13 protein-coding genes are annotated in these 15,302 nt (G+C 57.9%); 3 read left to right on the top strand and 10 right to left on the bottom strand.

The annotated features are described in order from the left end of the window. Positions 1-55: 55 nt before the first annotated feature. Together RZ517_RS07230 and RZ517_RS07225 are read left to right on the top strand one after the other, a co-directional pair. Positions 56-250: a DUF1127 domain-containing protein gene (locus RZ517_RS07230; protein ID WP_338550784.1), complete on the top strand. Its 195-nt coding sequence runs from the start codon at positions 56-58 to the stop codon at positions 248-250. Between the two features lie 238 nt (positions 251-488). After that, the gene (locus RZ517_RS07225; RefSeq protein ID WP_338550783.1) at positions 489-1,208 is read left to right on the top strand and encodes a Bax inhibitor-1/YccA family protein; all 720 of its coding nucleotides are present in this window, start codon (positions 489-491) and stop codon (positions 1,206-1,208) included. Positions 1,209-1,286: 78 nt separating this feature from the next. On the opposite strand, the gene RZ517_RS07220 is transcribed toward RZ517_RS07225, so the two are convergent. The 8 genes from RZ517_RS07220 to RZ517_RS07185 all read right to left on the bottom strand — a co-directional run bounded on the left by RZ517_RS07220 (position 1,287) and on the right by RZ517_RS07185 (position 10,184). Next, on the bottom strand, positions 1,287-1,904 hold the full coding sequence (locus RZ517_RS07220; RefSeq protein ID WP_338550782.1) for a hypothetical protein: 618 nt from the start codon (positions 1,902-1,904) through the stop codon (positions 1,287-1,289). A 150-nt stretch (positions 1,905-2,054) separates the two neighbouring features. Further along, complete coding sequence (locus RZ517_RS07215) at positions 2,055-2,615, bottom strand: hypothetical protein (RefSeq protein ID WP_338550781.1); 561 nt, start codon at positions 2,613-2,615, stop codon at positions 2,055-2,057. A gap of 181 nt (positions 2,616-2,796) precedes the next feature. Continuing rightward, positions 2,797-2,964, bottom strand: a complete 168-nt coding sequence (gene rpmG, locus RZ517_RS07210) for a 50S ribosomal protein L33 (protein ID WP_012179442.1) — start codon at positions 2,962-2,964, stop codon at positions 2,797-2,799. Between the two features lie 103 nt (positions 2,965-3,067). Next, positions 3,068-3,676: a cell wall hydrolase gene (locus tag RZ517_RS07205; RefSeq protein ID WP_338550780.1), complete on the bottom strand. Its 609-nt coding sequence runs from the start codon at positions 3,674-3,676 to the stop codon at positions 3,068-3,070. Between the two features lie 169 nt (positions 3,677-3,845). Next, a complete protein-coding gene (gene ppdK / locus RZ517_RS07200; RefSeq protein ID WP_338551123.1) occupies positions 3,846-6,338 on the bottom strand; it encodes a pyruvate, phosphate dikinase in 2,493 nt (830 codons plus the stop codon). Between the two features lie 137 nt (positions 6,339-6,475). Continuing rightward, the gene (gene glyS / locus RZ517_RS07195) at positions 6,476-8,725 is read right to left on the bottom strand and encodes a glycine--tRNA ligase subunit beta (protein WP_338550779.1); all 2,250 of its coding nucleotides are present in this window, start codon (positions 8,723-8,725) and stop codon (positions 6,476-6,478) included. 3 nt (positions 8,726-8,728) lie between these two features. Further along, the gene (locus RZ517_RS07190) at positions 8,729-9,253 is read right to left on the bottom strand and encodes a DUF6446 family protein (protein ID WP_338550778.1); all 525 of its coding nucleotides are present in this window, start codon (positions 9,251-9,253) and stop codon (positions 8,729-8,731) included. Between the two features lies 1 nt (position 9,254). Beyond that, on the bottom strand, positions 9,255-10,184 hold the full coding sequence (locus RZ517_RS07185; protein WP_338550777.1) for a glycine--tRNA ligase subunit alpha: 930 nt from the start codon (positions 10,182-10,184) through the stop codon (positions 9,255-9,257). Between the two features lie 169 nt (positions 10,185-10,353). Between RZ517_RS07185 and RZ517_RS07180 the strand changes: the two genes are divergently transcribed. Further along, positions 10,354-12,114 carry a serine protease gene (locus tag RZ517_RS07180; protein ID WP_338550776.1) on the top strand — a complete coding sequence of 587 codons (1,761 nt, stop codon included), beginning with the start codon at positions 10,354-10,356 and terminating at the stop codon, positions 12,112-12,114. Positions 12,115-12,200: 86 nt separating this feature from the next. On the opposite strand, the gene RZ517_RS07175 is transcribed toward RZ517_RS07180, so the two are convergent. Both RZ517_RS07175 and RZ517_RS07170 read right to left on the bottom strand, forming a co-directional pair. After that, a complete protein-coding gene (locus RZ517_RS07175; protein WP_338550775.1) occupies positions 12,201-13,784 on the bottom strand; it encodes a 5-guanidino-2-oxopentanoate decarboxylase in 1,584 nt (527 codons plus the stop codon). Next, positions 13,784-15,232 (bottom strand): TrkH family potassium uptake protein, encoded by a 1,449-nt coding sequence (locus RZ517_RS07170; RefSeq protein ID WP_338550774.1) that lies wholly within the window; start codon positions 15,230-15,232, stop codon positions 13,784-13,786. Before RZ517_RS07170 ends, RZ517_RS07175 begins: the two co-directional genes overlap by 1 nt. Positions 15,233-15,302: the final 70 nt, after the last annotated feature.

The raw sequence follows: 15,302 nt of genomic DNA, 5'->3' as shown, positions 1-15,302 counted from the left end.
TCAACAGAAAAGATGCAACCAGAAAACGTATCACTAAAATTGAAAGGATATACCCATGCTGACCGTATCCACCCGCCGCACACATGCAAACGCCACGGCGCGCCGTGCCTCGCTTGCTGATATGTTCGCCGTCTACCGTGAGCGCCGCGCATTGTCGCGTCTGGATGACCGCGCGTTAAGCGACATTGGTCTGACGCGCGAAGAAGCGGAACTTGAAGTAAACCGCCCGATCTGGGACGTGGCGCGCTAAAGAATGCAGCGTCGGATCCAAGATATCAAAACAAAGCGAAACGCGTGAAATCATGAATTTTTCACGCGTTTTGCACTATGTTACAGCGTCGGTTCGTCGCAAAGCGCTCTAAAAGACGCTATCAGAGTATTTCTGTCAATTTTTCGCCCCAGAATTGCTTGAAAAGCCCTTCAACCTTACCGATATTAGAACCAAGGTCCGTGATGGACTTTGTTTGGGACACTTATCGGAGGCTTTAATGGCTGAATTCGAAACGATCCGGACGTCAACTGGCGCGCGTACGGCTGAGATCGACGAAGGTCTACGCGCCCATATGAACAAGGTCTATGCGACCATGTCGATCGGCATGGTGCTGACCTTTGCGGCGGCCTGGGCGGTTGGCAACAACGCGGCGCTAATGAACACGCTCTTTACCGGGTTCACCCGCTATATCGTGATGTTCGCACCGTTGATCATGGTTTTCGCCTTTAGCGCCATGATCAACAAGCTGTCTGCAGCTGCGGCACAACTCTTCTTTTACACCTTCGCAGCCGTGATGGGCGTGTCGATCTCTTATATCTTCGTGATCTTCACCGACTTCTCGATTGCACAGGTCTTCCTCATCACGGCAATTGCTTTCGCGGGTCTGTCCCTTTGGGGCTACACCACGAAGAAAGATATTTCCGGCTGGGGCAGCTTTCTGATCATGGGTGTAATCGGCCTGATCGTTGCCTCGATTGTGAATCTCTTCATCCTGTCGAGTGCGATGATGTTCGCCATCTCGGTGATCGGCGTGCTGATCTTTGCGGGTCTAACCGCATACGACACACAGCAGATCAAGAACACGTATCTCGCTCATGCGCACAGTGGCGACAGCGAATGGCTTGGCAAAGCGGCCATCATGGGCGCGCTGAACCTCTATCTCGACTTCATCAACATGTTCATCTTCCTGCTGAACCTGTTGGGCAACCGCGAGTAAGCGAACTGCGATAGCCAAATTCAAAGGCCGGTCTTATTGGACCGGCCTTTTTCTTTGTGCGACCTGTGTCATGTTGCGTCAGGAACTTGCAGAAAAACAATGGTTCTCGTTCACCGTCATCTGATGCACTTTTCTCGCCTTGTCGCCCATAACGGCACGCACGCCTGCAGCACCGCGCTGTTTATGGCGGTGGATATACATGAAGCGTGCGAATAGGCACACAAAAGGCGTGAGCAGTCCCGCGTCGATTTCCAGATAGTCTGTCCAAACAGAGCCAGTGCGGGATGGTTTGACGTCGACGCGGTGTTTCCACGAGCGGACATCCCGGTTGCCTTCCTTGGTGATCAAGACCCGGTCAACAGGGTTCACACAGTCTATCCGGATATTGTAGTTCGCATACCGAAACAGCTTAAGTATGCGGATATCGGTGGTGTAGGTTTTGCCTTGTTCCATGCGACTGGCGGGCAGATTTTTATACGACGCGATACGTCGCGTGACATGCATCACATCGGCGAAGCTACTGGCGCGGGCAAAGAGCGCGTCCGGGTCTTCGCGGTAATGCGCCTTGACGAGAAGGTTAACAGGCTCGCCTGGTAACCTGTTTTCGACCTGACCAGACCCAATCAACTCCCGACGCAAATTTGGAAATATTATGTACCCAATCTGAGGTGCGTACTTTTTAATCAGCCCACTCATAACTCACTTCCAAAAACAACAGGTCTTTGGAAGAACAGTCGCCAGAGACTTTGGCTGAATTCGGGCTGAATCCGGCTATTTTTCCACTAATTTTACAATGTTTGAAAACAAACTGTTTTCAAAGCACTAGGGGGTAGCGTGGATGTTGGATCAAACTGAGCCAGGGTTTTGCCGGAAAGACACAAAGTGTCGCCGCCAATTCTTGGCCTTTCGCAGCCCCAAAAGGCTTAGAACAGCGCCGAGCAACAACGCCAATGGAGCCGGCAACGGTACGGGCGCCGGAGCTGTGATCGTGTATTCACCCGCGCTTGTGACTGTGCCGGGAATACCGCCTTCCAGCGGAAAGATCGCATAAAGCGGCGGGACAACACCGGGATCAACCGAATCTTCAAGCGACAGAATGCAGGACAAGGCCGCACAGCCCGGTCCAGCCACAGAATTCAGGATGGAAGCTTCTGTGGAGCCATTGCCACGAATGTCATTGTCCACAGCATTATAGACTGGAGCGGAGACACCCATGCCAAGGGTGTCAAACGTGACCCCGCCCAAGGTGATGTTAAAGCTCGACAGTAACCCGCCCGCTTCGGGTGCATCAAACATGCCTGTGACACCGGCAATTTCGATGTCAAAGGTGACTGTGGCGGCATGTGCTGTCGGTGCAAGGGCGAAAGCAGCTGCAAAACACGCAGCTTTTGTGACTGAATTGAACATATCAAAATCCTAAAAAACTAAACTAATGTCGAAAATGTCTCACAGCTTCCAAGTTCGGTCAAATGCACTTGCATGAACACCAAGAATGAACGCAGGCAGGGCGACAATCCGAAATACCGGAAACAACGAAAAAAGCCGCGCCTTTCGGGCACGGCCTTTCAAAATTCAACAAAGGCTGATCTTACTTGATCTTGCCTTCTTTATATTCAACATGCTTGCGCGCGACCGGGTCGTATTTGCGCACAACCATCTTCTCGGTCATGGTACGTGCGTTTTTCTTGGTGACATAAAAATGCCCCGTATCCGCGGTCGAGTTCAGGCGGATCTTGATCGTGGTCGGCTTCGCCATTTTGTCTCTCCTGCAGCAGGGCGATGGACACCCCGCGAAATGCGTCATGAAGCCTGCCTTTTAACGGTGGCGGGCTTCGTGTCAACCGGATTCTAGCGGCGGATCAGTTCGACGTAACGCGCGTTGGCATGCGGTAGAAATGATGAACACCGATGGTCGTGGTGCGCGGGAATTTCCGCGCCCAGCGCGGATTTACCGCTTTGGTGTGGTAATGGGTCGCCCCATCCGTCAAATCACGCGGTGCGCCGTTCTGCATCATGACCTGCGCCACCTTGCCAACACGCTTGTATGTCTTGGGCTCATTGATGACCTCTTTGTAGCCATCACAGGTATAGGTGAACTGGCACTGATACTTGCGTCCTGTGCCCTGGTTTACGACACCACAGATCGTGTCCGGAAAAGTCGCGCTGTCCACGCGGTTCAGGATCACTTCGGCCACGGCGAACTGACCTTTTACGCTTTCACCGCGCGCCTCGAAATAGATCGCCTCGGCGAGGCATTCCCATTCGGCATCGCCGCCCTTGAACGTTTGATCCTCGATCCAATCCTTGGTGTAGGAAATGTCAGTTCTAAATTCGTCCACGTTCACAACAATCGAGCTCGGGATTGAGCTCAGCACACGGTGGTTGTGCGCAGAGAAATGGCCCGCATCCGGTTCGGCATATCCAGCCGTACCAAATGCCATCAGCGCAAGCGCCGTCAGCTTTTTCATCTTAGCCCCCAGGTCTTTCCAGGCCGCAATTCGGCCTTAATTCACGGCGCATATAGGAAAAATAAGGCTTTCGGTCTAGTCCGGCCTCGGCACATTTCCGCCACAAAGTAATAAATGGAAGGCTATTGACCTCAGATCTTGGCAAATCTGGCGCCTGGCGGCGTATTGTCTACGTAACCTTGTCTTTTACGGCCAGCTGTGCGGCAGCAAGTCGCGCCACCGGAACCCGGAAAGGTGAACAGGAAACGTAGTCAAACCCCGCATTTCGGCAGAATGCGATTGATTCGGGGTTGCCGCCGTGCTCGCCACAAATGGACAGAGTCAACTCTGGGGCGGCCTCTCTGCCCCGTTTGGCCCCAATCTCAAGAAGCTCCCCAACCCCGTCCACGTCCAGCACGTGAAACGGGTCTTCGGGGTAGACACCCTGCTGCACATAGGCCGACATGAAGCGTCCGGCGTCATCGCGGCTCAGGCCATAGGTCATCTGTGTGAGGTCATTGGTTCCAAAGCTGAGGAATGAAACGTGCTGCGCGATCTCATGGGCACGCAACGCCGCGCGTGGTGTCTCCACCATCACACCCAGACGATAGGTGAACTCGCTGCCCGTTTCGGTGCGCACAGCCGCGGCCACGGCATCCACGCTTTTCTTAACCAGTTCAACCTCGCGCATGGCAGAGACCAGCGGGATCATGATTTCAGGCACCACCGCCTCACCGTCATGGCTGGCCTCAACCGTGGCCTCAAAAATCGCCCGCGCCTGCATTTCGTAGATTTCAGGAACGGCGATGCCCAGGCGCACGCCGCGCATGCCCAGCATGGGGTTATATTCATCAAGCGCCTCAACCCGCTCTGTGACGTCTGCCACGGGCAAATCCAGCGCCTCGGCCAACTCGCGAATGCCGTCTCGGTCTGAGGGCAGGTATTCATGAAGCGGCGGATCAAAGAGACGAATACAGACCGGAAGCCCCTGCATGATCCGGAAAAGATCGGTGAAATCGGCGCGCTGCATGGGCAAAAGCACTTCGAGCGCTGAGGCGCGGTCTTCGCTGGAATCCGCAAAAATCATCTCGCGGATGGCGATCAGACGGCTGGGATCCACAAACATATGTTCGGTCCGGCAGAGGCCAATGCCTTGCGCCTTGAAATTCTGCGCCACAAGTGCGTCTTCAGGCGTGTCGGCATTTGCGCGTACCTCGATGTCGCGGGTGGCGTCGGCCCATTCCATCAGCGTCCGGAAGCTGTCGTCTCGCGCAGCTTCCAGCATCTTGGGTTCACCAGCCAGTACCTCTCCGCTGCTGCCATCGATGGTGATGACGTCGCCAGCCTTGAGCATCCGACCGTCCGGAAAGACCAACCGTTTGCGCTTGGTCTGGAATGTGATGTCGTTGGCCCCTACAACACACGGTTTACCAATACCGCGGCCAATCACGGCGGCATGGCTGGTGATCCCGCCGCGCTCTGTCAGCACACCAGCAGCGGCATGCATGCCACGAATGTCTTCTGGGCTGGTCTCGCGGCGCACCAGAATTGTCGCCTCGCCTTGTGCATCAGCGGCCTGCGCATCAGCGGCGGTAAAGACAATCTTGCCAGAGGCAGCGCCAGGGCTTGCGCCAATGCCGCGCGCCAGCTCATCACGCGGCGCTTCGGGGTCAATCTGGCGGTGCAAAAGTTCATTCAAGGCGCGCGGCTCGATCCGCATGAGCGCCTCTTCGCGGCTGATGATGCCATCCTCGGCCAGCGCCACGGCAATGGACACTGCCGCACGTGCACTGCGCGCGACGCGCACGCCATCAAGGAGGTACACCTTGCCGTCCTCTATGGTGAACTCCGACTGCATCTCTTCGCGCAGCTTTTCGCGCATGAGCTTGGTGTAGGTCTTGAGATCGGCAAATGCCTCTGGTGCCATCTCCTGAAGCGACGGGCCACGGTCATCTTTTTGCAGGAAAACCGCATCTTTCTCTTGGTTGAGCGCCTCACGTCCCTGGCTCTGGCTCAGATAGCGGCCCGTGCATTGCCGCGCGCCGGTGTCCGAGTTGACCAACTGCATCACACCTGAACCGCTCACGCCCGTGCCAAGCCCCAGCGCCATTTCCTGCACCACAAGGCCAAGTCCCGCATCCGCAGGCGCGCCCTTGGCCTGCCGCAAAAGCCGTGCTGTCGTGCCCTGCCAGGCCCGTGCCATGGATTTGAGCACTTCCAGAAGCTGCGCGCCGGTATCTTGTGGAAACGCCTCTTCGATGTCTTCTTCATAGGCGGCCAACGCCTCGCCCAAGGCCTCAACCGGGTCGTCCGAAAGGTCGTCAAAAAGATCGGGATCGACCCGCGCAACATGAACCGAATAAGATTGCACGAAGCGCAGATAAAGATCCGCAGCGGCGGCTTTACCCAATCGATCAGACAACTCGACATAGCGCGCGTCATTCATGCCGATGTTCAGAATTGCGCCCGGCCCGCCCCAATCAGGGTCTTCCGATGAGGGCCGCACACACAGCACCGCCGAGTCGCCGAATGGCTGAAGAAGGGCTGACATGTCAGGGGTTTCGCCCGCCGCAATCGCGTTCACCGCGTCAAAAGACAGCGCCACGGTCCTCGGCACGGGCAGCTCCAGCCGCACAAGGCGTTGCAGGCATTTTGCCCGTCCGCCATGGGTGCTGGCCGCCATGGGCGCACCCGGCGTGATCAGAGTGATATTCGGGTCGTTTTGCTGCACTGCGGCGTTTCCTTCTCGCACGCAGCATAACTATGCTGATTTAATAGGCAAGAGGTGTCAGGCGGAATAGACAGAGTGTCTCTGTCCGCCTAGCCCTCAAGCTTGCGCAGGTCTGCGGCTTGTAGGCAAATCTCTCGGATTTTATGAAGCAGATTCAACCGATTGCGGCGCAGAATTTCATTGTCCGAGTTGATCTGCACCGCCTCGAAAAACGCATCAATCGGCCCGCGCAGATCGGCCATGGCGGCCATGGCAGTGGTGAAATCTTCTTCTTTGCTGGCTTTGGCGATCTTCGCATCTGCCGCATCGAGGGCGGCAAAGAGGGCTTTTTCGGTTTCGTCCTCGGCGAATTTCGGGTCCGCGCCAAAGGAATACTCCACGCCATCCTTTTCCTCGGCCTGGGTGAGAAGGTTGTCGGCACGTTTGAACCCCTGAACGAGGTTTTCACCGTCTTCGGTGGACAGAACCGCCTGCAAGGCCCGGGCGCGTTTCACCAGAAGGGCCAGATCATCATTACCCTCCATCGCGATACAGGCGTCGATCACGTCATGACGGATGCCTTCGTCGCGCAAGAACACTTTGAGACGGTCGTGGAAGAAGGCGAGGAGGTCAGAGCCAGGATGAACGATTTCGTTGAAGTTTAAATTAAGCGCGAAAAAGGGTTTGGATGTGCCTTTGAGTTTACGTTCCTCAATTATTGCACTACGCAGTTCTTCAAGTTCTGGGGCGCTGAGTCCAAGAAACGAAGCCGCTGTCTTTTCCTGTTCATGGAAATCCTGTTGTATTTCGAAGGACAGCTTTGATTCATATGGACTGTAACAATACAGCAAAATATCCAATAAGCTGGCCCTTAGATCATTTTCGATCAAAAGCCGTATTACTCCAAGTGCGGCACGTCGTAGAGCAAATGGATCCTTCGACCCGGTGGGTTTTTCACTAACCCACCAAAACCCTGCCAACGTATCGAGCTTATCGGCCAAAGCCACAGTGACCGACACAGGCGCAGTCGGCACGGCATCAGACGGCCCCAGCGGCGAGTAATGTTCTTCACAGGCGGCAGCAACCTCAGCGGACAGACCCGCTGCTTCGCTGTAATACCGCCCCATAAGCCCTTGAAGTTCAGGGAATTCGTAGACCATTTCAGAGCTGAGATCGGCCTTGGCCACGCGCGCCGCCTGCTCTGCCGCATCAGCATCCACGCCGGTCACATCGGCCAACTCCTGCGCTAGCATGGCAATCCGCTCAATCCGCTCCGCCTGAGACCCCAGCTTGTTGTGGAAGGTCACGGATTTCAGGCTCTCCAGCCAAGGTTGCATTTGATCGCCCTTAGCAACGCGCAGGTCATTCTCCCAAAAGAACTTCGCATCCGACAGCCGCGCGGACAGCACCTTTTGATTGCCCGCCAGAATGGTCGCCCCGTGATCCGCCGTCTCGCGATTGGCCACGGTGATGAAGCGCTCGATCCGCCCAGTCTTGGGGTTCTTCACAGAAAAGAACTTCTGATGCTCTTTCATCGACGTCTGCAGCACCTCGGGCGGCAGGTCGAGGAACTCTGCGTCAATCGCGCCCATCAGCACCACTGGCCATTCCACCAGCCCCGCCACCTCGCGCAGAAGGCCCGGGTCCTCGACCACCTCTAGCCCGGCGGCAAAGGCCTGATTGGTGGCGTCCTGCCAGATGGCGCGGGCGCGTTCCTCGGGGTCCAGCACCACATGCGCGCGCTTGAGCTTGGCGGTGTAATCCTCGAAAGACGTTACAGAAAATATATCTGGCGCCATGAACCTATGGCCGCGTGTGGTGTCGCCCGAGGCGATGCCGTCCACATCCAAACCCACCACCTGCGCCTCGCCCGCATCATCCGTCAGAATGCACAGAATGCTGTGCAAAGGCCGCGCCCAGCGCAAGGACCCTGCCCCCCAGCGCATGGATTTAGTCCATGGGAAATTGCGGATCGTATCCTCTAGCACTTCGGCAATGATTTGCGCAGCAGGACGACCCGGCTTGGTGATCTTGGCGAAGTAAACCTGGCCCTTTTTCTCGTCGCGGATTTCCAGATCGTCGCGTGTAAGACCTGCCCCTCGCAGGAAGCCTTCGATCGCCTTTTCCGGCGCATCGACGCGCGGGCCTTTGCGTTCTTCGCTAAAGGTGGGGCTTTCAGCCGTCAGCCCCTCAACCGTCAGCGTCAGCCGCCGCGGTGTCGCAAACCCTGCGGCCGAGGCATAGGTCAACCCTGCCTCAACCATCCCGTCGGTCATACGTTTCTTCAGGTCGTCCGCCGCCCGTGCCTGCATACGCGCCGGGATTTCCTCGGAGAAGAGTTCGATCAGAAGATCAGGCATCGGTCAGTATCCTTGCGGCGGTTCGGGGCAGCCTTCGGGCGCGCGATTGCCGTCAAAGACAACCTCGCCGCAGGCATTGATCTGTTGCCAGGCATAGCCACGGCCATCGTCGGTCACAACCACCACGCGGTCGATGCCATATTGGATGTTTTCCTGCCCCAGAAAGGCCAGTGCGCTGCCATCCTCCAGCGCGCCGCCGATGACTTCGGCATCGAAACACTCAAACCAGCCCGGCGCGGTCAACGGCTCGGCGTCTTCGTAAATCTGGTAGGTTTCGGTCAGGGTGGCGAGGCTCATCTCGGTTGTAAAACAAGCGCGGTAGCGAATGGGAGAGCTTGTGGCGTCAATCGCTTGAAAACCCTGGTAAAGAATGGGTTCTGGGGCGGCCTCAGCAAGGCGCGTCAACTGGACATCATCGGTGCCGGTTGGTGTCACTTCTTCGTAGAAATGATAAACCTGCAGATAATACATCGCCGCGCCCGCAATAAGCGCGCAGAGCAAGATGGCGATGCCCAAAACCTTTCCCATCTCAGGCCGCCGCCCCGCCGGCTTCGGTCTGCACAAAGGCGTCGGCGCATTGCTTGGCCAGAGCGCGGACCCGGCCGATATAGGCCTGCCGTTCAGTCACAGAGATCACGCCGCGCGCATCGAGCAGGTTGAAGATATGGCTGGCCTTGATGCATTGGTCATAGGCGGGATGCGCCATAATGATCCTGTGCCCCGTCTTGGGGTCTTCGGCAGGTTGGCTCAGGATGGCCTCGCATTCGGCCTCGGCCTCCTCAAAGTGACGCAGCAGCACCTCGGTGTTGGCGACATCGAAGTTCCAGCGTGAAAACTCTTGCTCGGTCTGACGGAAGACATCGCCATATGTGAGCGCGATGGGCGCATCAGGATCGTTGAAGGGCATGTCCATCACGTGATCAACGCCAAGCACATACATGGCCAGACGCTCCAGCCCGTAGGTCAGCTCACCCGACACAGGCTGGCAATCGTGCCCGCCCACCTGCTGGAAGTAAGTGAACTGGCTGACTTCCATGCCATCGCACCAAACCTCCCAACCCAGACCCCAGGCGCCCAAGGTGGGGCTTTCCCAGTCATCCTCGACAAAGCGGATGTCATGCAGGGCCATGTCGATGCCGATGGCCTCCAGGCTGCCGAGGTAGAGCTCTTGCAAATCCGGCGGGCTGGGTTTGATCAGCACCTGATACTGGTAGTAGTGCTGCAACCGGTTGGGGTTTTCGCCATAACGCCCATCGGTGGGACGGCGCGAAGGCTGCACATAGGCCGCGGCCCAAGGCTGGCTGCCCAGTGAACGCAATGTCGTTGCCGGGTGAAATGTACCCGCCCCCACTTCCATGTCATAGGGTTGCAGTACCGCACAGCCCTTTGTGGCCCAATAGGATTGCAGCCGCAGGATGACCTCCTGAAACGAGCGTGGTTTGCTGGGAGCGTTGGCCATATCAGTCCTCTGCATCGGCCTCACTTTGCGGCCAAACTCTCTGTCGCCACTCCCTAAGCCGCGCGCGCAGCGGGTCAATTCCGCGCAGGCCCAAATTTTGGATGCACCCGGCCTCAGATTTGGTAAAAGATGCCTCAAGTCGCACGATGTATCTGGGCAAGGGGATGTTATGACGCGGTTTCTGTTATCGCTTGTGGTTTTGGTATTTGTCAGCGTCGCACCCGCTTCTGCGCAACAACAGGTGTTTGTGCAGGTCGAAGCCCATCCCAGCCTGAACGCCGGCGAGGCCGCGGTGCGGCGCTATGCATCGCGGGTGCAGGATGTGAACGGGTTTACGCTGCGCGGTGGATGGTACGCTGTTGCGCTTGGGCCATATTCCCCTGGCGACGCACAAGCGATTTTGCGCAATTTGCGAGCCGCACGCCTCATCCCACGTGACAGCTACATCGCGCGTGTGACGGACTATCGGCAGCAATTCTGGCCGGTTGGAACCAATCTTTTGGGCAACCCGGCGCTCTTGGTGCCACAAAACCGCGGAACGGAGAACGTGCAGACAGACTCCACACCAGACACGACAGAAGAAGCTGCAGTCCCGGAGCCGCAACTGCCCGAACCCTCTGACGAAACCGTGCGGCAGGCCCGCAACAGCGAGGCTCAGCTGAGCCGCGAAGAACGGGCCGAGTTGCAGATCGCGCTGGAATGGGCCGGGTTCTACAGCGGTGCGATTGACGCCGCCTTCGGCCGGGGTACGCGCAATTCCATGGCGCTCTGGCAAGAGGCCAATAATTTCGAGGTCACCGGCGTTCTGACCACTCGGCAGCGTGCTGTTTTGCTGCAGCAATATAATTCGGTTCTTGAAGATCTTGACCTCGCGCTTGTGCGCGATGCCAAGGCCGGAATCGAGATCCAGATGCCCACGGCCATGGTGGCCTTTGAGAAATACGAGCCGCCTTTTGCGCATTATACAGGTGATGGCGCGGCTCAGGTTCTTTTGATCAGCCAGGAAGGCAACCGCGCCACGCTGACCGGGCTTTACGACATCATGCAGACGCTGGCCATTGTGCCCGAAACCGGCGAGCGCGTTCTCAACAGCAACAGTTTCAAGCTGATTGGCGAAGGCTCCAAGATCGTTTCGCACACGGAGGTCACGCTGGATCAGGGGCGTCTGAAAGGCTTTTCCCTGATCTGGCCTGCGGGCGACGAAGAGCGGCGCACACGGCTTTTGGCGGAAATGCAAAAGAGCTTTGTCGCGTTGGACGCCGTACTGGACCCTGCAAGTGGCAGCGGCACGCAGAGCATCGATTTGATCTCTGGGCTGGAAATCCGCAAACCGCGCCTGTCGCGCTCCGGGTTTTACGTGGATCGCGTTGGCACTGTTGTGACCACCTCTGAAGTCGTGGCCGAGTGCCGCCGGATTACCATTGATGAGCGGTTTGAGGCTGAGATCGCCGTGCAAGATGCAGAGCGCGGTATCGCCGTGCTGCGCCCATTGGAGACGCTGGCCCCCATCGGCATCGCGGCCTTCAGCCAGGATGAACCGCGTCTGAAATCCGATGTGGCCGTGGCAGGATATTCCTATGGCGGGGTGTTGGGGGCTCCCACCGTAACCTTTGGCCAACTGGCCGATGTGCAGGGGCTCAATGGTGAGCAGGATCTTAAGCGTCTGGCCCTAACGGCTCTGGATGGGGATGCTGGCGGGCCGGTTGTCGATGCAGGCGGCGCCGTGCTGGGCATGCTCTTGCCCGAGGGTCAGGGGGGTCGCCAACTGCCCGACGGGGTCAGCTTTGCCGCCAAAGCCGATGTGATCCGCGGCCTGCTGGACCAACTTGGTGTGAGCACTTTGGAGTCCCGTGATCGGGCGGATGTGGGGCTTGAGGCGCTCACCAACCGGGCGTCGGGTATGACTGTCTTGGTGAGTTGCTGGGACTGATTTTCGATTTTTGCTGCGCAAAATCCGACCGGCTGGGGGCCCTGCCCCCAGACCCCTGGGGTATTTCAAACAAGAAAGAAGACGGGTCAGCCTGCGATGCCAGCCTTGACGTGAATGAGCGTGGGGCCGTCTGCTTCAAAGGCTTTACGCACGGTCTGTGCCATCTCGCCCAGCGTTTTGGGGCATTCTGCATGCGCGCCATAGGCTTTGGCCAAAGCGACAAAATCCGGGTTTCGGGCGATGACGGCATTGGGGGCAATCTGAGAGCGGACCATGCAATCCTCGATCTCTTTCAGCTTGCCGTTGTCCCATAGGATGATGGGCAGCGGCAGGCCATGTTCCACGGCTGTGCCCAGTTCCTGCAGCGTGTATTGAAACCCGCTGTCACCGCAGATGGCCAGAGTGGGTTTGCCCTGACGCGCGATGGCACCGCCAATCGCGGCGGGCATGCCGTAGCCCAGCGTGCCGTAGCCAAAGGGATGGTGCCAGTGGCCCGGGCGGGACATCGGCCAGACTTCCTTGGCGACATAGGCAAATTGAGTCATGTCGGAATAGATCATCGTGTCTTCGGGGATGGCGGCGCGCAGGGCGTCTGCGACGGCGACGATACCAGGGCGTTCCGCGTCCGTTTCCGCGCGCCAGCGGGATTTGTGAGCGGCGATTTCGTCGGGGGTCCAGTCGGTTTTGCTGGTCTCTGGCAGGGTATCCAGGAGGTTTTCCACGAACGCGGCGGCATCTGCAACAATTGAGCGCTCTGCGGCGGGATGATCCAGCTCGGTTGGATCCAAGTCCACGCGGATCATCTGCCCCTTATGGCCTAGTTCGGTGCGCCACAAATCCACCTCAGCCAATTCCGAGCCGACCACAAGGACCAGATCAGCTTGTGCAAAGGCCTTTGCACTGTCCGGGCGGGCCAGAAACGCGCCCAGATCAAGCTCGTAACTCGGATCGACGATACCGCGCCCTGCATAGCTCATCATCGTGGCTGACCCGCTGCGCCGGGCCAATTCGGTGGCCACCCCTGCTCCAGCCTTTGCGCCCCCGCCGAAAAGGATCAGAGGACGTTTGGCGGATGTGAGGGCCTTGGCGGTGGCAAGAATATCGTCAGGCTGCGCCATTGGGCGGGCCAATGGGGTCGCTGGCCGATCTGGAGCGGCCTCAACCGTGCTGCCGCCAATCGCAATGGGCACCTGAATGTGCTTTGGTCTAGGCCGAGCCGTCGCAAACTCATTGAACGCCCGATCGATCAGCGCATAAGCCGCCTCGGCCGACTTGACCTCATGGCTCCAGTCACACACGCAGGCCGCGGCCCCTTCCTGATCAATCATCTGGTGCAACTGCCCGCGTTTGGCCGCCGTTTCATCAAGACAAGAGGAAATCACCAGAAGCGGCACGCTGTCGGAATAGGCCTGGCCCATCGGCGTCATGATGTTGGTCAGACCTGGCCCAGTTATCACGTAAGCCACACCGGGTTTGCCAGAGGCGCGGGCATAACCATCGGCCATGAACCCGGCGCCCTGTTCGTGGCGCGCGAGGATATGGGTGATCCCCGCCTCTTCGATGCCGCGATACATCTCGACATTGTGCACGCCGGGAATTCCAAAGATGACGTCGACACCGCGCGCCTTGAGCATGTGGGAGATTTGGGCCCCTAAAGGTCGTTGCGTCATCAGGCTCTCCAGAAAGACAGGGTGAAAATGGCATAAACGGCCAAGAGTTCGAGCCGCCCGATCAGCATGGCGGCGGTCAGGATCCACTTGGCGGTGTCATTTAGGGTGGCGAAGTTGCCCGTAGGGCCAATCGTGTCACCCAGACCCGGGCCGATATTGGCCAGCGCGGCACTGGCACCGGAAATCGACGTGGTGAAATCCAGGCCCGTAAAACCAAGCAACACCGAAACGACGCCCAGCGTGGCGACAAAGAAAACAAAAAAACTCATGACAGAACTGAGCACATCGTCTTCAATCGCACGACCGTTGTAGCGCGGCGTGAAGATTCCGTGCGGGGTGTAGATGCGGCGCAGTTGGGCACGCACAGACGCAAAGAGAAGCTGATACCGGAAGACTTTGATGGAGCAAGAGGTCGAACCGGCGCAACCGCCGATCAACCCGATGAAGAAGAGAATCGTGACAGGGAATGAGCCCCAAAGCATGTAATCGGCGCTGGCATAGCCGGTACCTGTCAGGATCGACACCGTGTTGAACAGAACCTTGCGGAACGTGGGCTCCGTGACGGTGTCCGCCTCTAGCATGCGCCAGGCGCACAAGATCAGAACAAACACGGCCGCTGTGAGGAAAAACCCCCTGATCTGCGGGTCAGTGAGAAGCGGCCGCGCTGTGCCTGCGGTGATCTGAACAAAGCGCACAAATGGCAAAGCGGCCAGCATCATGAAAACCACTGCGACATATTCCGCCGAGGCGCCTAAAGCTGCGAAAGAGGCGTCGTAGTTTGCAAACCCACCTGTGGCAACGGTTGTCATCGCGTGTACGGTGGCATCAAACGGGTTCATGCCAGCCATGATGTAACCCGTAACACACAGCAACGTCAGGGTTAGGTAAATAACTGAAATACGGGAAGAAATCTCGGTTGCACGCGGCAGGATTTTTCCCATTGTGTCAAAGCCGGAGCTGCGGAATATCTGCATGCCGCCAACGCGTAATTCCGGCAGGAACACCATCGCCACAACGATGATGCCGATGCCGCCCAGCCATTGCATCAAGCCGCGCCACAGCAATATGCCTTTGGGCAGATCTTCCAGACCCGACAGCACGGTGGAGCCAGTGGTCGTGAGCCCAGACATGGCCTCAAACACGGCGTCGACGATCCGCGCATCTGTTTCGCCCAGGATAAACGGCAAAGCGCCGAAGATTGGCAGGGCGACCCAAACCCCAGTGGTCAAAAGGAATGTTTGCTGAATGGTCAGCCCTTCGCGCACGCCATTGCGACACGCCAGTGCCACCAGTCCACCCACCAGAACCGTCAGGATCGCGCTTTCGGCAAAGACCATCCAATGCTCGCGCCCTTCGGCGATATCGACCAGCATCGGTAGGATCATCGCCAGACCCAGCGCCATGACCGTCAGGCCAATTACATATCCGACAGGGCGAAAGTCCAACATGCGCGCAGAGTTGGCCGGGGGCCGTCCCGGTGTCAAGCCGTCTCGATTGTGCCGCTGGAGATAGCGACCG

The organism is Roseovarius sp. S88, assembly GCF_037023735.1.
Classification (GTDB): Bacteria; Pseudomonadota; Alphaproteobacteria; order Rhodobacterales; family Rhodobacteraceae; genus Roseovarius; species Roseovarius phycicola.
This window is presented reverse-complemented; position numbering and strand designations above follow the sequence as displayed.